Genomic DNA, 19,457 nt, shown 5'->3' with positions numbered 1-19,457 from the left:
TACGCTATTGAATGAACGTATGCAATACGAGCACAATGTGTGTGTACTAGACGAGGGGCAGAGCAAGTCATGGTAGTCAGTTTGACAAGAATGCTAAAGTCATTTGGGCAAGCTCAAGATGACCTACCAACGTTAGCTGCCAACAATGCGCAGGAGATGGGTGTTAATCGTAATTTGAATGACAATATTGATAATGTTGATATCCATCATAATAATGACGGCACTCAATCAAATCACGAGCGTGCTGCATTAACGCCACCTGAGCGAGTAGACCGTATACGTGATGCACTGGCACAAGTGAACGATATTCGCTCATCAACCCCGTTGACTGATCGCTATTTATCCAATCGTGCGCACATGCGCCCGACCAATAGACCGCCTTTTGACCCCGATACTTTATGGTATCTCAAACATGGACGTTGTCCGATTATGACTGAGCTTGTTGATGTGGTCGATGAGGCCACCCTAAATGCGATGCCTATCGAAGCCGTTGCGATATTAGATCGTATCAATGGTAAGCTAAAACGTTATCGTGAGTGGAGTAGTGAGCTAAACGAGCAACAGCAGCAGCAACATAATGAGCGCCAGTTTGTCATTGACAAGCTCGTGTCCGAAAGTATCCCTGAGGCCCTACATCATTATGAGCAGCTACAGCGCTTTAGTCCGCATCGCACCAAAAACAATATGGTACAAGGCAAGATGACCGCAGGCGATATGCTGACAGATTTGTTTTTAGAAATCGATTATGAGCTTGATGAGCTATTGGATGAGCTGCATCAAACCGTTTTAAATCGTCTTGCCTCAACCCATCGTTATGTCAAGAGTCGCACGCAAAGCTAGCGCCTTTTACAAAATAAAAGATTATCCAAAAACACAACAGACTCAATGTATAACAATATAGGGCTTTAATAGAGCCTTATTTTTTTGTTTAATAAAAGCAGTGCTAAGCAATAAAGCTGGCGACACCAAAATCGCCTAGCTTAAAATACTGATTAAAATAATAAGAAATTTGCCAAACTATTCTGTCAAACAATAAGGACAACCTGATGACCCAAGTGACTGCTATGTTAGTGATGTTTGTACTATACGGAGTGCTGCCGGCCGCTGGGTTATATCTGGGGTATCGTGGTATTAAGAAAGTCACCGCGCCCAAAATGCTGGAATATACTGCCATGCCACAACTGGGCTATATACCAGAAAAGAGCTTGCCAGTTGATGTTAAAACTGCACTTGAGCAAATCAATCGAAAAGGCAGAAAACTCCGCTTGATTTATGGTGATACCAATAATGACGGTAAAATTGATGATAAAGATACTGTCACTGAAACTTATATTATGATCCAAAATCTGATGGATCGACATGTACCACAAGCAGTAGCCGATTATCGCCGCTTGCATGACTTAGATGTGGCGGATGGGGCGCGTGCCGATACCACCAAAATTAAGCATTCAGATGTCACTGGTAAAGAAGCATTGTTAGAAGTACTTAAAACGATCAATACCCAGTTTGATGATCTACTCAATGCCTCATACCATCAAGATGGGCAAAAACTGCTCGCAACCAATCGCTATCTGCAAACACGCTTTGATCATCCAAATATAGATTCAACAATGCAGCCGTTGAGTAATCTCAGTAAGAAAACAGAGGCTATTGAGTCACCTACTTCGAGTAGCACGGATGTGAAAAATCCAGTAGCAGAAGATATTAAACTATAAATACCAACGATAAGTAGTCATACACAGAATTAAGCGATAAGTAGCAAACAGTTATGAGTATATTGATAGGAATTGGCATTGTGACCACCATCACGACCTTTTATTTGGGTAAAAAAGGCTGGCATGCGTTGCACAAAGCGGTCGGTATTACTCCAGGTGTGCTGATATATCAAGATGATCATGCGCCATTGTCACTGGCTACGTTAAGTTGGCAACAGCTTAACTTGAATAAAAAGCACTTAAAAAGCTTGTCAGATCAGCAGCTACGGCAATTAAAGCGTATCGATAACAAAGTGAGTAGCTATCAAGCTTATCAGGCAGCATTACAAGCTCAACATAAAACTCCTGCTATAACAGAAGCGCAGTTTGTATTGAACAAAATGCTGCAAACTCGGTTACCCGAAATGCTAGCTACCCACTATCAATTAACAAATATGTATGTCACTAATGAGAATAGTGAAAAGAGGTTAGAAGCTAGTGAGTTATTGCAAAGTGTTTTAGATAACATCGAACAGCGTTTGGATAGACTACTGTCACAAATGGACGAGGAGCAGCTAAAAGAGCTGCGAGTCATGGAGCATTATATTAATAGCCACGATAGCTGAGCCGTTATTTTTATAATGAGTAACTGTGACGCCTGTAAAAGAGACACAAAAAAAGCGGTCAATGATAAATAGTCATTGACCGCTTTTTTTATGTTTATTCTAAATCTATCAAAAACTTAGAATAATGTTAAATAAATTGAATTAGCGCTTATCGTTGCGGTCACGAGTATTACGCGTGCCGCGGCTGGCAGGGCTAGCACTACTTTTAGGCTTCGCGCTGCTGTTGCGGTTGTCGTTACGATTGTCCGTACGACGCGCTTTAAGCGGCTTGTTTCTGATACGCTCTTGCTTCTCTTTAGCTGCGCCATGTAGACCTGTGCCATAACGTGGGCGTAAGCTCACCAAATCGGTCAACGTATTGATCTCTTTTTTATCGAGCTCTAAGAAACGACCTGTACGTAACTCTTTTGGTAAGGCAATTGTACCGTAGCGTGTACGCAATAGGCGGCTAACTTTCAGACCTTGTGACTCAAACAAACGGCGTACCTCACGGTTACGGCCTTCTTTGAGCTGGACGTGATACCACTTATTAACGCCTTCACCGCCGCCTTCTTTGATATCGTCAAACTGTGCCATGCCGTCTTCTAACATGACACCAGCAGTCAAGGTGCGGGCGATATCAGGAGTTACTTCACCCAGCACACGAACAGCATATTCACGTGTCACTTCGCTAGAAGGATGCATTAGACGATGCGCCATCTCACCATCATTGGTAAATAATAGTAAGCCAGTTGAATTGATATCCAAACGTCCAACCATGACCCAGCGATCATGAGTGAGCTTTGGCAAGCGCTCAAATACAGTCGGACGACCTTCTGGATCTTTGGCTGAGCAGACTTCACCTTCAGGCTTGTAATAAGCGATCACTCGGCGACGCTTCTCATTTTCGGCAGTATATTTTATCTGACGACCATCCACACGAATCTCATCGCCTGGCGTAACACGGTCACCAATCGTTGCTGGACCGTTATTAACAGATACGCGACCTGCTTTAATCACTTCTTCCATTTGGCGACGTGAACCAAGTCCCATACGGGCTAGTGCTTTCTGTAATTTTTCATCTTTCATCTTAATGTCCTTGAGTCGGTGGGTTTACATTTCTCAATGTATAATGATTAACAATTGTTTGTACCAAATTATAATAGATAAGAAAATGCATTATTTACTGTGAGCAGCATTATACTAGTAAAAGACTGCTTATACTGTATTTTTTGACTTATTTCTTTGACTTATATGCCTCGCAACTGTACTCAAACCAACCTGAACAAAATTTTGCGTATCTTTACTGAGAATACCTAATGTCTTTTAGGCAGTAGTACATATGCAGCAACATAGAAGTGTAAGAATTTAATATAAATTTAATCAGTTATTAATATATGTAATATATGCAACGATAATTGATAAACAAAATTTATATCTAATACGGAGTAATTAAGATGAAAATATCTTTTTGTATCAATCAATAAGAACATTACTGCATAATAGATAACTTATGTTATGATGCCGATTATTTTTGTTAAAGACAGAAAGTTAAAGTACTATCATAAAGTCGTTTTTAATAATTTGTGTGATTGTATTGGTTAATAAGGCTCTCCTATATGAAACAGGCAACTAAGCTATTAAGTACAGCATGTTTACTAGCTAGCACTATGCTTTACGGCTGTGCTACGACAACCATCAATGCTGGACTTCAAGCTGGCGAGTTGCCACCAAGTGGTTCCTTCACTGCAAGTAATGGCATTAACTTTAACGTCCAGCCTCTCACTCTTGCGACATTACCACCGAAAAAAACAGTTATACCGAGTAGTGATTTAATACGTTTGATTAATACTTCTGGCCAATTGGATTACCGTATTTCTAAAGGAGATATTTTGGGTATTACGCTGGTAGGTTATCCTGAGATAGCGCCACCTTTGACCAGCAGTAGTGCATCTAACCCATATGCATCTGGTTTTCCTATAGATCAGCAAGGGTTTATTCAGTTCCCGCTTATTGGTCGTATAAAAGCTAGCGGTATGAGTGTGCCACAATTTACAGCGAACTTACAAAGTCGACTTCAGCGCTATCTTAAGTATCCAGATCCGCAAGTAAAAATTATTAATTATCGTGGTAACAAGTTTTTTATAGATGGTGAAGTTAAGCAGCCTGGTGAGTTTCCTATTGCTGACGTACCCGTTTCTCTATACGGGGCAATTTCTATGGCAGGTGGTGCAACGCCTACGGGTGATTCAAATAATGTTGTGCTGAACCGTAAAGGCACAAGCTATAATATAGGATTACAGTCGTTACGACAGATGGGTGCTTCTGCTAACCAGATTTATTTGCAAGATGGTGACTCTGTTCATGTCAATAGCCAAGAACGTAATAAGGTATATGTTTTAGGAGAGTTTGGACAAGTGGAGCCAGTACCTATCTTAGAGCAAGGCATCAGCTTGGCACAAGTTTTAGGTGAATCTAAAGGTCTCAATTCTAATACTGCAAACGCGGCCAAGATATACGTCGTTCGTGACAATCTTCATACAAGAGCAACTGATATTTATTATGTAGATATGCAGACAGTTACTAGCTTTGCACTTGCTAATCGTTTTGAGATGTATCCTAATGATATTGTCTATGTTGACCCAACGGGTCTTACACGCTGGAATCGTGTTATTAGCGCTCTACTACCTTCTACGACAGCGCTTAGATCTTTTTCAGGTTTATAGGTAAGAACTATTATGGCATTTAATAATATCTTAGTCGTTTGCGTCGGTAACATTTGCCGCAGTCCGATGGCAGAAGCGTTACTAAAAAAGCATTATCCTACCAAGGTAATCGACTCTGCAGGTGTGGGCGCTTTAGTTGGGCATTCTGCAGATCCATCTGCTCTCAAAATCATGTCTGAACAGCAGATAGATATTGCAGACCATATAGCCAAACAAATTGACGAAAAATTAGCAAAAAAAGCTGATCTTATTTTTACCATGTCAGATAGTCAGACCAAATGGATTGAGGAACGTTGGCCATTTTGCCGTGGTAAAACATTTAAGCTTGGTCACTGGCAAAACAAAGATATTGCTGACCCATATAAACATGAAATGAGCGCTTTTGAGACGGCATATCAAGATATTGTTGATGGTCTCGATCAGTGGGCCGACAAAATTAGCTAAGTAATGCTTATCCGATGAACAAGCTGAAGTGGTAGACGTATAGTTATGAGTACAGATTCGAAAAATTTATCAAAACGTGTTTCGAAAGAAGATAATGATGACATTGATCTTATGGCGCTGCTGTTTGCCATTTTGCGTGACTGGAAAATCATCATATTTTTTGCTGTATTAGGCCTAGTAATTGGGGTTTTGTATAGTAGATATGTCAACCCTACCTTTAAGTCAGATGCACTTATCCAAATTGAAGAGAACTCCAAAGGAGTGGCAGCACTAGGGGCTGATATTTCTGAGTTAGTAGGATCGGAAGTCAGTAAGGCTCAAGCAGAAGCAGAGCTGATAAGGTCGCGTATGATCTTAGAGCCTGTTGTCAGCTTATTGCATCTACGTATTCGCCTATCTGACCCTAATATTGGGGCTCTGGACAAAATAAAAAGTAATAGTACTGCGACTCAAATAAACAAACCTGAAGGTGTATCACTTAAAACTGAAAATGGTGAAGTAGAGGTCAGTCAGTTTAATGTGTCTCAAGAGTACTTAAATCAACCATTTAGCTTAATGCGCTCAGAGACTGGGTTTATCTTAAGTAATGGCTTTGAAGATTTCAAAGGTCAGATTGGCCAGCCCCAGCAGTTCAAAGGCACAGACGGTCAAATTCAAGTAACAGTAAATAGTCTACCTGCTGATGGATATTCAATTAATCTTACTAAGCAGTCTCTTCAAATGACGACAGAGCGGTTGAATAGTGCTTTATCTGTGGTTGAAAAAGGCAAGCAGACAGGCATTATTCAGTTGTCTATGACCGGAGACAATCAGCAACAAACCAGTTTGATCCTAAAACAAATCGTTTTGTCTTATATTGATCAAAATCAGTCTCGTGGCTCTGAAGAAACCACTAAAACCATCAGCTTTATGGAAACTCAAATCCCTACCCTAAAGAAAAGATTGGAAGATTCTGAAGCAATATTTAATGAATTTCGTAAAAAATACGGTACTATTGACGTGGCAAAAGAAGCTGAGTTGCTCTTAACCGAGAGCTCGCAAATTGAGATGCAACTCAATGAGCTAAAATTAAAAAAAGCGGATCTAACTACTTATTATACAGAAGAACACCCGCTAGTAATCCAGATCAATGATCAACTTGCAGTACTGAATGCTAGAAGAAAAGAAATAGATAATACTATTGCGGGTTTACCTGAGATACAAAGAGAGTTTTTACAGTTATCGGCTGATACAACGATCAATAGAGAAATATATCTCACGCTACTCAAAAACTATGAACAGTTAAAGATCGTTAAAGCTGGTCAAATTGGTTTCGCTCGTATCATTGATTTGCCGATTAGTACTCATCGTGCGATCGCACCAAAGAAAGTTTTGATTATCATACTAGCCATGTTTTTAGGCGCCATGCTAGGAACCACGTTAGTGCTACTTAAAAATGTGCTTAGGAATGTAGTTAAGGACCCTGAACATATCGAAGCAAAAACGGGTGTACCTGTGGTCGCAACGATCCCTCGTTCACCTTTACTGACAAAGCTACGTAAAGATAAGAAAACGTCTTCTCGTTTGCTAGCATATGCCGATAGTAATAGTTTGAGTTATGAAGCTATTAAAAGTTTAAGAACCAGCTTAATGTTTGGCATGTCAGCATCAGAACAATCAAGCAAAAGAGCGAAAGTCATACTTATCACTGGTGAAAGTCCTGGTGTTGGAAAATCATTTATTTCTGCTAACTTAACAGAAGTCTTTGCTCAACTAGACAAAAAAGTATTGATTATAGATGCAGACATGCGCTTGGGTGAGTTGCACAAAATTTTTAGTATGAGTCAAGATAATGGCTTAGCTGATTACTTATCACAACATGGTAATGCGTTGCCACAAGATAGTAACATTTCATCGGCGGCGCTGAGTAATTTTATTCATTCTACAGGTATAGATAATATTGATTTTATCCCCAGAGGTGAACATCCACGCAATCCTGTATCGTTGCTCTCTGATAGCAAACTAAATCAATTGATGATGGAATTGAATATACATTACGACTATATAATTATCGATTCACCGCCAATATTAGCGGCATCTGATGCTATGATATTGGCGCAATATTCTGATAAAGTATTAATGGTAACTAGATACGATAGCTCAATTGAGGGGCAGCTAGTTTATGCTATCAATCAAATGCACAAAGCCAATATAGAGGTAGATGGTATTATTTTAAATGATGTGCAACAGGGCATAATGAGTAAATATAGCTATCACTATAGCTATACATATGGTAACAATCAGTAGATTTTTTAAAAGTAATGTAAAGTGAATGGACGAATCATACGTCCAAAAAGTCATCACATAATGTTAAATATAAGCCAAAGCTTGAAGGTGAAAATTTGTTACAATCTATAGCCCAGTATCTGTTGTCGCGACCAAGATATGTCAAGCGTATAATTCTTATTAGTGCAGACTTTGTGATGGCTATTGCCTGTCTGTTTTTGTCACTGTTATTGCGCTATGGTTATATCGAGCTTCATATTAGTTTATGGGCGTTAAGTCTGTATGCATTAACTCCTGTCATTGGTTTATACTTTGTGGGTTTTTATCATGGTGTATCTAGAGGGTTTCTTGATACAGTTATGAGTGGTATATTGCAGCTGTTTCTTGTGCTGATTATTTTTTACGAACTGATTATCTACTTTGACGTACTACCACAAATACCTCGATCTGTCCCTATTTTGTTTCTGTTTTTGCTCTATATATGGTTATGGAATAGTCGTCTTACAATCAAAGAATTATTGAAGCGATGGCAAGGTAAGCGTTTTGAGGGTGAGCTTATAGATTATGATAATATTTTAATTTATGGTGCAGGTGAAGCAGGGCAGGAGTTGATGAAAGGTTTGAGCAATTCACATAAATATAGTGTGATTGCTTTTGTTGACGATGATCGTCAGCTAACAGGTGCTCATATAATGGGTAAAAAGATTTACCATACTGATAACTTATTGGATATTGTAAATACCCTTGATATTGCCCAAGTGTTTTTGGCAGTACCCTCGATTAGCCGTGCTCGTAAGCGCAAGATTATTGAAAAGCTTTCACATATTTCTATTAAGATAAAAGAACTACCCAGTCTAAAAGAATTGGCTGACGAAAAAGTCACTGTTAGCCATATGCGCAAGATTGATATATTAGATGTATTAGACCGCCAAACTGTAGAGCCTGACGAAAACTTACTGAAGAAAAATATAGCAAAAAAGTCTGTCTTGGTAACAGGTGCTGGTGGTTCTATCGGTAGTGAGTTGTGCCGTCAAATTATCAAAAATGAACCAACTTGTCTGGTTTTGTACGAGCTGTCAGAGTTCGCACTTTATAGTATTCATCAAGAGCTTTTGGCAAAACAGGCTAGTCGTAATGAATATCAGGACATTGAGATCGTATCCATTATTGGTAATGTGACTGATGAGCATAACCTTATGAGGATATTTCAGACTTATCATGTACAAACAGTCTATCATGCAGCAGCATATAAACATGTGCCTATGGTCGAGCATAATCCGTTTCAAGGGGCTATTAATAATAGTCGCGGTACTTATCATTGTGCTCGTGCTGCTATTCAAACAGATGTAGAAACCTTTGTTTTGATATCTACTGACAAAGCTGTCAGACCTACTAATGTGATGGGTGCCTCAAAACGTTTGGCAGAACTTGTATGCCAGGCATTGAGTCATGAGGCTACCTCAATAAAGCCAGATAGCAAAACCTGTATTAGTATGGTTAGATTCGGCAATGTCCTCGGTTCATCAGGATCTGTGGTGCCTGTTTTTACCAAGCAAATCGAAAAAGGTCTTCCGATTACTGTTACCCATCCTGATGTAACACGCTATTTTATGACTATTCCAGAAGCTGCTAATCTAGTAATACAGGCAGGTGCTATGGCAAAAGGTGGTGAGGTTTTTGTGCTTAATATGGGAGAGCCAGTAAAGATTGTCGATCTAGCTCAGCGCATGATTCATCTAAGCGGGCATGAGGTAAAAGACGACAAACACCCTAATGGTGATATCGAAATTGTCTTTACAGGTCTTCGTCCTGGAGAGAAGCTCTATGAAGAGCTTATAATCGGTGATGACAATGTTGAAGAAACTGCTCATCCTCTTATTATGCAAGCTATGGAGCATAGGTTTTCTCTAGCAGATCTTGAGCAAATATTAGAAAAGTTACCAGAAAAATCTCAATTATATGACGTTGTGTGGCTAAAGGCGCAGTTCAAACATTTTGTAGATGGATATAAAGAAGATACTACAGTTCACTCATAATTTGAAAGACATTCATTGATAAGGTTGGTTGATAGATACTATGCTAAATATTAATAATATTAAAATTGCCGTTATTGGTCTTGGTTATGTGGGGCTGCCATTAGCAGTAGAGTTCGGTAAACATCATTCAGTGATGGGCTTTGATATCAATGCTGAACGTATTTCAGCACTCAATACAGGTACTGATCATACTTTAGAGGTTAGCGAGGAAGAACTAGCAGAAGCCAAAAATTTAAGATATAGCTCAGATATCAATGAGTTAAAGGATTGTAATTTCTTTATTGTTACTGTACCTACTCCTATCGATGATTATAAGCAGCCTGACCTAACACCTTTGATCAAAGCATCAGAAGCTATCGGTAGCCTAATAAAACAAAATGATATCGTGGTTTATGAGTCAACGGTATATCCAGGCGCGACTGAGGAAGTGTGTATCCCTGTATTAGAGAAGGTATCAGGCCTAACCTTTAATCAAGACTTTTATGCAGGTTATAGTCCTGAGCGTATTAACCCAGGTGATAAAGAGCACCGTGTTACTAATATCCTGAAAGTAACAGCTGGTTCAACGCTTGAGGTTGCAGACTTTGTCGATAAGGTATATAACCTAATCATCACTGCTGGTACTCATAAAGCACCTAGTATTAAGGTAGCAGAGGCAGCTAAAGTTATTGAAAACACGCAACGAGATGTCAATATTGCACTGATTAATGAGTTAGCAGTTATCTTTAACAAAATGCATATCGATACTGAAGCAGTGCTAGAAGCTGCTGGTACTAAATGGAATTTCTTACCGTTCCGTCCGGGTCTGGTCGGCGGTCATTGTATCGGTGTTGACCCGTATTATCTTACCCATAAAGCACAAGCTATCGGCTATAACCCTGAAATCATCTTGGCAGGACGTCGCCTCAATGACGGTATGGGAGAGTACGTGACCACGCAGCTTATCAAAACTATGATCAAAAAGCGTATTCAAGTAGAAGGTGCAAAAGTACTCATCCTAGGTCTAAGCTTTAAAGAAAACTGCCCAGATGTACGTAATACCAAGGTTATTGATATAGTACATGAACTGCAAGAATATAATGTCGATGTTGACGTCTATGACCCTTGGGTAGATGCGAGAGAAGCTGAGCATGAGTATGATATCTCACCGATCACTAAGCCAAATTCTGGTCAATACGACGGCATTATTCTAGCGGTTGCGCACAAAGAGTTTGCACAAATGGGCGTCTCTGCCATCCGAGAGCTAGGTCGTGATAACCATGTCTTGTATGATCTGAAATATCTGTTTGCCAAAGATGACACTGATATTCGCCTATAAATGATCAATAGCTTAAGATTGGAAAGCATTATGTCAAAGTATGAGCAAGTCAAAGAAGAGCTGCTAAATAACAAAAAAAAATGGCTGATTACAGGCGTGGCTGGATTTATCGGTTCAAATTTGCTTGAGACGTTACTTAGGCTCAATCAGACTGTAGTAGGTTTAGACAATTTTGCCACAGGCTTTCAGCACAACTTGGACGAAGTACAGTCACAAGTGAGTGATGAGCAGTGGCAGAATTTTCGTTTTATAGAAGGCGATATTCGCAGCTTCGAATACTGTCAAACAGTTTGCAAGGGTGTGGACTATGTATTGCATCAAGCTGCATTAGGCTCTGTGCCACGCTCTATTAAAGACCCAATCACGACCAATAGCGCAAATATTACAGGTTTTTTAAACATATTGACTGCGGCACGTGATGCAGAGGTATCCAGTTTTACTTATGCAGCGAGTAGCTCAACTTATGGCGATCATCCAGCGTTACCTAAAGTGGAAGATAATATTGGTAAGCCGCTATCGCCATATGCAGTGACCAAGTATGTCAATGAGCTTTATGCAGAAGTATTTGCGCGCACTTATGGCTTTAAAACCATTGGTCTGCGTTACTTCAATATTTTTGGCAAACGTCAAACACCAGATGGTGCATATGCAGCAGTGATTCCTAAATGGACGGCAGCAATGATTGCTAGTGATGATGTCTATATCAATGGTGATGGTGAGACCAGCCGCGATTTTAACTTTATTGAAAATGCGGTACAAGCCAATATATTGGCAGCGACTGCAAATGATGATGCCAAAGATGAAGTATACAATGTAGCGGTGGGCGGTCGGACAACATTAAACACCTTGTTTACAGAGCTACACAAGAACCTTAAGCTTAACGGAATAGATTATACCAAAAGTACTGTATATAGAGACTTCCGTGAAGGGGATGTACGTCATAGCCAGGCAGATATTAGTAAAATAAAGAATGCTTTAGGATATGAGCCAGAATTTAATATTTTTCAAGGTATTGAAAAAGCAATGCCTTGGTATGTCAATTTACTTCATTAAAATTTTATAAAATTGTCTATTTTGAATTTGAAAAAATTATTTGATCGCTTGACTCGCAAACTCGAAAAAAATGATTCTTCGAGTGTTTTCAAAGGCATGTTTACATTGGCCCTAGGGTCGAGTGCTGGAAGAATTATTGGCTTTGCAAGTATACCCATTGTTACCCGTATTTATACGCCATCAGATTATGGCTTATTGGCTTTATACATATCTATCGTTGGAATATTAGCACCTTGCGTGACTATGAGATATAGTACAGCGATTCCATTACCGAAGAAAGATGCAATGGCCATTAACTTAATGGCTATCAGCTTGCTTTTGATTGCTCTTTATTCTACAGCTCTACTGATACTTTTATCTGTTTTTGGTCGTTCTTTTTTTGCTCTATTCGACATGATTGAGCTTACAAAATGGTGGTGGTTAGTATTGCTAGGTATTATAGGTACTGCCGTTTATGAGCTATTCAGTGCATGGTCTACTAGGAAAAAGCAGTATAAGGTCATGGCTAAAACGCAATTGATGCAATCACTGACAGGAAATGCATTCAAAATAATACTGGGTCTATTAGGTTTCAAGCCTATAGGCCTGATATTTGGTCAGTTTTTATCTCAAAGTGGTGGAGCTGTTAGTCTTATAAGGTCATCTCTTAAAGATTTTAAAAGATTGTGGCCAATGATTAATAAGAAAAGATTAGTTTTTGTGGCGGGCTATTATAAACAGTTTCCTATCTTTAGGTTACCCTCGCAACTGTTACTTCAAGTATCCAGTAATGCTCCAGTATTAATGATGGCAGCGTTATACGATAGAGGAGTAACGGGTCAACTAAGTTTAGCTTTGATTGCTATATCAATGCCTACAGGGATAATAGCGCAAGCAATGGCAAAAGCATTTTACGCAGAAGTTGCTATGATCGGTCGTAGAGACTTAGTAAGGGTTAGAAAGTTAGCAGTTGATGTACAAAAGAAACTATTTTTTTTGGGTGTTCCTCTGACTTTAATGGTAATGTTTCTTGCTCAACCAATGTTCAGAATTGTTTTTGGTGTAGAGTGGGAGGTGGCGGGGAAATATGCTGCCATCTTATCCCCTTTCGTTTTGTTACAGTTTACTTCAAGTCCATTAACACAAGTATTGAATATTACAGGCTCTCAATTTCTATTCTTAATTTTAAACATCACTAGGGTGTTGGGTTTAGTGGTAATTTTCTTTGTAGCAAAACATTTTAATATACAAAGTACACAGTTTATCTTTATTTTGAGCTCGTACCTATTTATCTATTATTTATTTCAGACTGTCTTTATTTTTAGATTGATGAAATAGCGGAGTTTCCGTGAAGTAATCTATTAAAGTTACTAGTTTATATAGTTTTAGTCATAGCGAGCTTAAGATTATAAGCTTGACTAGTAGACTTACAGTCGTAAATTTATTTGAATTTTCTAGAGCATGCTAAGCAATAGATAATAACTCATAAGGTTTCGTATGAATAATCAACACGTATTAAAAGTTTCTAAAAGTCAATTAGAAGGTGAGGTGGTTTTAGCAGGCGCAAAAAATTCTGCTTTACGTCTACTCGCTGCTAGTATTTTATCAAAAGAAGATATAGTGCTCGAAAACTATCCCTCTCAACTTTTGGATGCTCAGGTACATGTGGGTATGTTGCATGCGCTAGGCAAAGATACTGTTCTCTTATCAGAGAATACTATAGTAATTAAAGAAAATAAAAACTTAATGACAAGTTTGGTTTGGGAAGGACGCTCTATTCGAAATACTTTACTTATATTAGGTGCATTAACGTCGCGCTTTGGTGAAGGCCGAGTCCCCTTACCAGGAGGTTGTAAACTTGGTGAACGAAAATATGATTTACATGTAATGCTGCTAGAAACATTGGGGGCAAAGATATGGGAGGAGGGTGATTATCTTTGTGCGGAAGCTAAAGGTGGACTTATAGGTTCAGATATACACCTTCCAATGCGCTCAACGGGTGCTACAGAGAATGCAATTTTAGCAGGTTCATTGGCTAAGGGTACTACTCGGATATGGAACCCACATATTCGTCCAGAGATACTCGATCTTATAGCAATGTTAAATAAAATGGGTGCAAAAATTACAGTCTTTGGTCAAGAGCGAATAGAAATCAATGGTGTAGACCATTTGTCGGGGGTTAAACATAAGGTTATTGCTGACAATATGGAAGCTATCACCTGGTTAGCAGCCGCAGTAATAACTAAAGGTGATATTGAAATTCATGACTTTCCATATGAGGATTTACAGGTAGTTCTTGCACATTTGAAGTCTGCTGGTGCAAAGCTGTATCAAGGAGAAGACTCTCTTATTGTGCGCGGAGGATCATGTTATCCCGTAGAAATTAGTACAGGTCCACACCCTGGTATCAATTCAGATGTACAACCTATATTGGCGGCTTGGGCTGCTTATGCAAAAGGTGAATCAAAAATAATAGATTTACGCTTTCCAGGTCGCTACGGATATGCAAAAGAAATGGGAAGAATGGGTCTTCAATATGAAGTATCTGGTGACATGCTAAAAATAGAAGGCAACAGAGGTGGATTGGTTGGAACTGAGGTAAAGGCTTTAGATTTACGAGCTGGTATCGCCCTTATGCTGTGTGGTTTGGCTGCGGAAGGGGAAACAGTTATCACAGATGCTTGGCAAATAGGCCGTGGATATGTAGATTTAATACCTAAATTAAAAGCGTTAGGTGCTAACTGTAGTGGAAATATTTGTTGATAAAATTATGGACATAACTCATAAGAAAAAGCTAAAAACACTTTTCCCAGAAAGCGTAGAGCTCGACATTCCATTGTCTACACTTAGCCAATGGAAAGTAGGAGGAAACGCCGAACTGGTGGTAAGGCCAAAAAATAAGTTCGAGTTAATAGAACTGCGCAAGTGGCTTTATGAGCATAATGTACCTTCTGTTGTTATAGGTAATACAACAAACTTACTGTTTTCAGACGAAGGTTTGAAAGTAGTTTGTATAAAAATAGATAATACTTTTTCAAATATTGCTATAAGCGATAACATGCTTACGGTCACTCCTGGAGTTTGGGTTCCAGAGCTGGCTAGAACTGCAATGAAGGCAGGGTTATCAGGTATTGAGCATATTTGTGGTATACCTGGTACTGTGGGTGGTCTCGTGGTGATGAATGGTGGCAGCCAGAGAAAAGGAATTGGTAGCGTAGTTACTAGGGTTGAAACGATAAATACCGCAGGAGCTTTAAAAACATACAATAATGAAGAATGTGGTTTTTCTTATCGAAGCTCTATCTTCCAACAAAATAATGAGCTAATAACAGAAGTTCAGTTGATTTTAGATGACAGTAAAAGTAAAGAAGCCATTCGACAAGAGATGCTAGCAATATTACTCTCCCGCAGAGGTAAATTTCCGCGTAAACAACCTAACTGTGGGTCGGTATTTGTCAGTAATCCTGATATGTATTCAAGGTATGGTACGCCTGGTAAAGTTATAGAAAACTGTGGATTAAAAGGAATGACTCAAGGCGATGCTCAAGTTTCTGATTTGCATGCCAATTTTATAATCAATAAAGGTAATGCAAAGGCTATTGATATTATCTATTTAATCAATAAAGTTCGAGAAGTTGTTTATAATCATACAGGATACAAAATGGTAGTAGAAGCCAAGTTTGTATCACCTAACGGAGAAATACGGAATATATAATCGTTAGAATATAAACAAGAGAAATTTTTAATATTGAAATTTGAGGCTCTATGAAAATATTAATTACTGGGATAGCTGGATTCATTGGCCATGCTACCGCCAAAAAGTTGGCTACTAATAATAGTCGGTATCGTATTGTAGGAATAGATAATCTAAATGATTACTATGATGTCGCATTAAAACAAGCTCGTCTATCAGATTTAGATAACTTGACTAACGTGCAGTTCATTCAGATGGATTTGTCTGATCGAGAGAGTATCGCAAATTTATTTACTATCGAAAAATTTGATGCTGTTATTCATTTAGCAGCTCAAGCTGGTGTACGCTACTCTATAGACAATCCTCATGCTTATGTTGATTCAAATTTAGTTGGTCATGTGAACATATTAGAAGGGTGTAGACAAAATAATGTCAAACATTTGATGTATGCGTCTTCAAGTTCAGTGTATGGCGAAAATACCAAAGTTCCATTTGCAGTTGCAGATCGAGTAGATGAGCCTATTAGTCTATATGCCGCTACTAAGAAAGCTAATGAGCTTATGACATATACCTACTCGCACTTATATAATTTGCCAGCGACGGGATTGCGTTTTTTCACAGTATATGGGCCATGGGGACGTCCTGATATGGCATTATTTAAATTTACTAAAGCTATCATCAATGGTACGCCTATTGACGTATATAATCAGGGAAATATGGAGCGTGATTTTACCTATATTGATGATATCGTAGAGTCCATCACACATTTGTTTACATTACCTCCTGTTTCGGATGGTGATAATACTCCTCATGCTGTGTACAACATAGGTAATGGTAGTCCTGTAGCTTTGATGAGCTTTGTTAAGGCTATCGAAAAAGCTACAGGTAAGTCGGCAATTTGTCGATATTTACCAATGCAAGCAGGTGATGTTCCACGTACATGGGCAGATACAGAAGCCTTATTCACTAAAATTGGGTATCAACCACAGGTTGAAGTCAATGTAGGTGTTAAAAAATTTGTAGATTGGTATTGTCATTTCTATAAGATTAATTAGAGCATGTCATCATTTATATAGTGAAGTTCAGCATAGCTCGGTCATTTTGAAACTATTAAAAGATAATAAGCTTTAATTTGATCTGAGACTATAATATCTAAATGTATTAGTATGTAGATACCCTACGAGAATAAAAAACTATTCATCGAATTATGATGAATAGTATAACCATCATATTAATGATTAATTCTTGAAAATCCATTTTATCATTATGCTGATTAAGACTGAGAATTTGAGATAGTGCTATGAAAGTAGTTTATTTTATTACTGCAAGTAAAGAAGGCAAAGGTGGGCATTATCACAGCCTTAACGAAACTGCTAAGATATTTAATAAATATGAAGATATCGAAATAATCTCTATTGGAGTAAATAGATCCCCAGTATTAGATCATTTTGATGATAAATATACTCATTTAACCTTTAAAAACATTCTTTCTACTTCTTTAAGAGCATTAGAGATAGTACGTAAGAAAAAACCTGATGTGCTTCATGCTTTTGACATAAACTCATTCTACTATGCTAGGATAATTTCAATAATAACAAATACGCCAGTATTAATAACTTTATGTGGCGGGAAGAATCCCAAATTCTTTCCTTTTAGTCATGAAATAGTACTCTATAGTTTAGAAAACCTAAAATTTATAGAGAAAAAAAATAAATTCAAAGAATCTAATTTAAGCTTAATACCTAACAGGGCTAGTGCTACGCAGCAAAATAATAGCAATATTGAGGATATCAAAAGAAATCTGAAAACAGACTTTCCTATAGTTTTAAGAATTGCACGTTTTTCTAGTTTACACGAAGATAGTATACTACAATCGATAAAACTAGTTGAATTTCTAAGAAACGAAGGAGTTGAGACTCAACTTTTAGTGGTAGGTTATGTTAAAGATAAAAAAATATTTGAAGATTTATCGAAATATCAGTCTGAATACATTACATTTATAACCGATGAAAAATATACGGTCAAAGCCTCTCAATTGATAGATATAGCCGATTTTGTAGTAGGAACGGGTAGAGGTTTTATGGAAGCAGCGTTGCTTGGTAAAACTATGTTAGCACCAACTTCGAATATCAAAACTCCTATAGTTGTAAATCAAGAGAACGTTTCTTTAGTATCTGATACAAATTTTTCTAATAGATACTTTGAGAAGCGCCCAGAAAAATTAATTATGGATGAGATTTTGAAAACCTTCAGTTCGAAAGATAAAGAGAACTTAATAGATTTTGCAAAAGAAAACTTTTCTTCTGAAAAGATTTACGATAAGTACTTACCTATATATCTTAGAGCAAAGACTGCAAAGATTTTACCTCTAGATATAGCTTATCAAATAGCTATAATAATTAGACCAAAAGAGAAATTAAGGTCAGTATTTAAAAAGTTTAGATATTTAAGCTACAGTGGCCACTAATAAAAGTTATTAATTGATGAAGCTAAGTAAAGACAGTTTAGTATGTAATTCATTATTGTTTGCTGTAATTGTATATTACTGTCAGCAAGCTATAGGTTTGCCTAATATTATTGGTCAGATGCTTTTAGTATTTATTCTAACCGTTTCCATTGTATATATTCCAAAGATATTGTTGAATAGAAGTCAAGTAACGAACTTTATACTAGTTTGGTTTATATTTGTTTTCTATAATATACTTATGTATATAACAACATCGGGACTTTCAGATATAAATATATTAAAAAGTGTAATGCTAAACTTTTTTCCTTTTTTTCCTTTTTATTATTTTTCTAAGAAAGGTATTTTAAATAAAAACAAGCTTATAATATTCTTATTTGTAGTGTTACCATTTTTTATTTTGAATTTTTATCAGTCTGTATCTTCTATTAAAGTAGATACAGGAAAAGAAGACGTAGTAAGTAATTCTATATATTTTATAATGGGTCTATTTCCATTTGTTTTACTTATAAAAAATAAAATAGTATCTCTTCTACTAACTACATTCCTAATATATTTTATGATTGACAGTAATAAAAGAGTAGCTGTTCTTATAGGTTTCCTTTCTTTTACAGTATTAATATTTAAAGATGTTTATATTGAAAGTTTGAGAAATAAAATAAAACAAATATTTATCTCTATGGTAATATTATTATTGTCCTATCCTTTTATTTACAATATTTATACTAGTAATGAGACTATTGTTAATAGAGTGAACTTAGTATTTGAAGGAGATACAGCTGGAAGAGATGACATAATTAACGAAATACTTAATATATGGTATAACTCTGATAGTGCGATAGTATATATATTCGGTCTTGGTTATAATTCGACACTTACATATGTGGGTCATGATTCGCATAACGACTGGGCAGATATGCTAACTAGCTTTGGTATAGTTGGGCTTATGTTGTACGTAATTTTACTCATATCTATGATATCAATTCTATTCAAAAGCAATTGGAATAAAGATAAGAAGGTTATTTTCGTATTGTTTTTATTGCTAGCTCTAGTTATTTCAATGACTTCTAGATGGTATTGGTCAAGTTTTGCTTATATAAATTTTTTACTCTTACCCTATCTAATAGCCACAAGAAAAGATAGTCTTTAACTTTAAGAAATTAAGATAATAGATGGGAT

At 37.4% G+C, this 19,457-nt stretch carries 16 protein-coding genes; 15 read left to right on the top strand and 1 reads right to left on the bottom strand.

Features of this window, described 5'->3' with window-relative positions:
* Positions 1-39: 39 nt before the first annotated feature.
* The 3 genes from ACTXGK_RS26275 (at position 40) to ACTXGK_RS26265 (ending at position 2,320) form a co-directional block, all read left to right on the top strand.
* Positions 40-840, top strand: a complete 801-nt coding sequence (locus ACTXGK_RS26275) for a hypothetical protein (protein ID WP_443517582.1) — start codon at positions 40-42, stop codon at positions 838-840.
* A 206-nt stretch (positions 841-1,046) separates the two neighbouring features.
* The gene (locus ACTXGK_RS26270; RefSeq protein ID WP_443517583.1) at positions 1,047-1,715 is read left to right on the top strand and encodes a hypothetical protein; all 669 of its coding nucleotides are present in this window, start codon (positions 1,047-1,049) and stop codon (positions 1,713-1,715) included.
* A gap of 53 nt (positions 1,716-1,768) precedes the next feature.
* Positions 1,769-2,320, top strand: a complete 552-nt coding sequence (locus ACTXGK_RS26265) for a hypothetical protein (RefSeq protein ID WP_443517584.1) — start codon at positions 1,769-1,771, stop codon at positions 2,318-2,320.
* Between the two features lie 141 nt (positions 2,321-2,461).
* Here ACTXGK_RS26265 and rluB read toward each other — a convergent pair whose 3' ends face one another.
* Positions 2,462-3,388, bottom strand: a complete 927-nt coding sequence (rluB, locus tag ACTXGK_RS26260; protein WP_443517585.1) for a 23S rRNA pseudouridine(2605) synthase RluB — start codon at positions 3,386-3,388, stop codon at positions 2,462-2,464.
* Positions 3,389-3,918: 530 nt separating this feature from the next.
* On the opposite strand from rluB, the gene ACTXGK_RS26255 reads away from it, so the two are divergent.
* The 12 genes from ACTXGK_RS26255 (at position 3,919) to ACTXGK_RS26200 (ending at position 19,428) form a co-directional block, all read left to right on the top strand.
* Positions 3,919-5,025, top strand: a complete 1,107-nt coding sequence (locus ACTXGK_RS26255; RefSeq protein ID WP_443517586.1) for a polysaccharide biosynthesis/export family protein — start codon at positions 3,919-3,921, stop codon at positions 5,023-5,025.
* 12 nt (positions 5,026-5,037) lie between these two features.
* Positions 5,038-5,469 (top strand): low molecular weight protein-tyrosine-phosphatase, encoded by a 432-nt coding sequence (locus tag ACTXGK_RS26250; protein WP_443517587.1) that lies wholly within the window; start codon positions 5,038-5,040, stop codon positions 5,467-5,469.
* A 45-nt stretch (positions 5,470-5,514) separates the two neighbouring features.
* Positions 5,515-7,755, top strand: coding sequence for a polysaccharide biosynthesis tyrosine autokinase (locus ACTXGK_RS26245; RefSeq protein ID WP_443517588.1), 2,241 nt, complete (start codon positions 5,515-5,517; stop codon positions 7,753-7,755).
* Between the two features lie 95 nt (positions 7,756-7,850).
* On the top strand, positions 7,851-9,770 hold the full coding sequence (locus ACTXGK_RS26240; RefSeq protein WP_443517589.1) for a polysaccharide biosynthesis protein: 1,920 nt from the start codon (positions 7,851-7,853) through the stop codon (positions 9,768-9,770).
* Positions 9,771-9,810: 40 nt separating this feature from the next.
* On the top strand, positions 9,811-11,088 hold the full coding sequence (gene tviB, locus ACTXGK_RS26235; protein WP_443517590.1) for a Vi polysaccharide biosynthesis UDP-N-acetylglucosamine C-6 dehydrogenase TviB: 1,278 nt from the start codon (positions 9,811-9,813) through the stop codon (positions 11,086-11,088).
* A gap of 30 nt (positions 11,089-11,118) precedes the next feature.
* Positions 11,119-12,141 (top strand): NAD-dependent epimerase/dehydratase family protein, encoded by a 1,023-nt coding sequence (locus tag ACTXGK_RS26230; protein ID WP_443517591.1) that lies wholly within the window; start codon positions 11,119-11,121, stop codon positions 12,139-12,141.
* A gap of 27 nt (positions 12,142-12,168) precedes the next feature.
* Entirely contained in the window at positions 12,169-13,458 is a 1,290-nt protein-coding gene (locus tag ACTXGK_RS26225; protein WP_443517592.1) for a lipopolysaccharide biosynthesis protein, read from the top strand.
* A gap of 159 nt (positions 13,459-13,617) precedes the next feature.
* Positions 13,618-14,883, top strand: a complete 1,266-nt coding sequence (locus ACTXGK_RS26220) for a UDP-N-acetylglucosamine 1-carboxyvinyltransferase (RefSeq protein WP_443517593.1) — start codon at positions 13,618-13,620, stop codon at positions 14,881-14,883.
* Entirely contained in the window at positions 14,867-15,835 is a 969-nt protein-coding gene (murB, locus tag ACTXGK_RS26215) for a UDP-N-acetylmuramate dehydrogenase (RefSeq protein WP_443517594.1), read from the top strand. The genes ACTXGK_RS26220 and murB overlap by 17 nt, the downstream gene beginning before the upstream one ends.
* 50 nt (positions 15,836-15,885) lie before the next feature.
* Positions 15,886-16,869 carry an NAD-dependent epimerase/dehydratase family protein gene (locus ACTXGK_RS26210; RefSeq protein WP_443517595.1) on the top strand — a complete coding sequence of 328 codons (984 nt, stop codon included), beginning with the start codon at positions 15,886-15,888 and terminating at the stop codon, positions 16,867-16,869.
* Between the two features lie 245 nt (positions 16,870-17,114).
* Entirely contained in the window at positions 17,115-18,281 is a 1,167-nt protein-coding gene (locus ACTXGK_RS26205) for a glycosyltransferase (RefSeq protein ID WP_443517596.1), read from the top strand.
* Positions 18,282-18,297: 16 nt separating this feature from the next.
* Positions 18,298-19,428: an O-antigen ligase family protein gene (locus ACTXGK_RS26200; RefSeq protein WP_443517597.1), complete on the top strand. Its 1,131-nt coding sequence runs from the start codon at positions 18,298-18,300 to the stop codon at positions 19,426-19,428.
* Positions 19,429-19,457 lie beyond the last annotated feature (29 nt).

The sequence above is a fragment of the Psychrobacter sp. T6-5 genome, assembly GCF_052258485.2.
In the GTDB taxonomy this organism is placed as follows: domain Bacteria; phylum Pseudomonadota; class Gammaproteobacteria; order Pseudomonadales; family Moraxellaceae; genus Psychrobacter.
The sequence above is the reverse complement of the archived record's forward strand: the minus strand, read 5'-3'. Positions and strand labels throughout refer to the sequence as shown.

Coding starts and splice junctions, on each gene's coding strand:
- ACTXGK_RS26270 (WP_443517583.1), top strand. CDS start 1,047: ATGACCCAAGTGACTGCTATGTTAGTGATGTTTGTACTATACGGAGTG.
- ACTXGK_RS26265 (WP_443517584.1), top strand. CDS start 1,769: ATGAGTATATTGATAGGAATTGGCATTGTGACCACCATCACGACCTTT.
- rluB (WP_443517585.1), bottom strand. CDS start 3,388: ATGAAAGATGAAAAATTACAGAAAGCACTAGCCCGTATGGGACTTGGT.
- ACTXGK_RS26255 (WP_443517586.1), top strand. CDS start 3,919: ATGAAACAGGCAACTAAGCTATTAAGTACAGCATGTTTACTAGCTAGC.
- ACTXGK_RS26250 (WP_443517587.1), top strand. CDS start 5,038: ATGGCATTTAATAATATCTTAGTCGTTTGCGTCGGTAACATTTGCCGC.
- ACTXGK_RS26245 (WP_443517588.1), top strand. CDS start 5,515: ATGAGTACAGATTCGAAAAATTTATCAAAACGTGTTTCGAAAGAAGAT.
- tviB (WP_443517590.1), top strand. CDS start 9,811: ATGCTAAATATTAATAATATTAAAATTGCCGTTATTGGTCTTGGTTAT.
- ACTXGK_RS26230 (WP_443517591.1), top strand. CDS start 11,119: ATGTCAAAGTATGAGCAAGTCAAAGAAGAGCTGCTAAATAACAAAAAA.
- ACTXGK_RS26220 (WP_443517593.1), top strand. CDS start 13,618: ATGAATAATCAACACGTATTAAAAGTTTCTAAAAGTCAATTAGAAGGT.
- ACTXGK_RS26210 (WP_443517595.1), top strand. CDS start 15,886: ATGAAAATATTAATTACTGGGATAGCTGGATTCATTGGCCATGCTACC.
- ACTXGK_RS26205 (WP_443517596.1), top strand. CDS start 17,115: ATGAAAGTAGTTTATTTTATTACTGCAAGTAAAGAAGGCAAAGGTGGG.
- ACTXGK_RS26200 (WP_443517597.1), top strand. CDS start 18,298: ATGAAGCTAAGTAAAGACAGTTTAGTATGTAATTCATTATTGTTTGCT.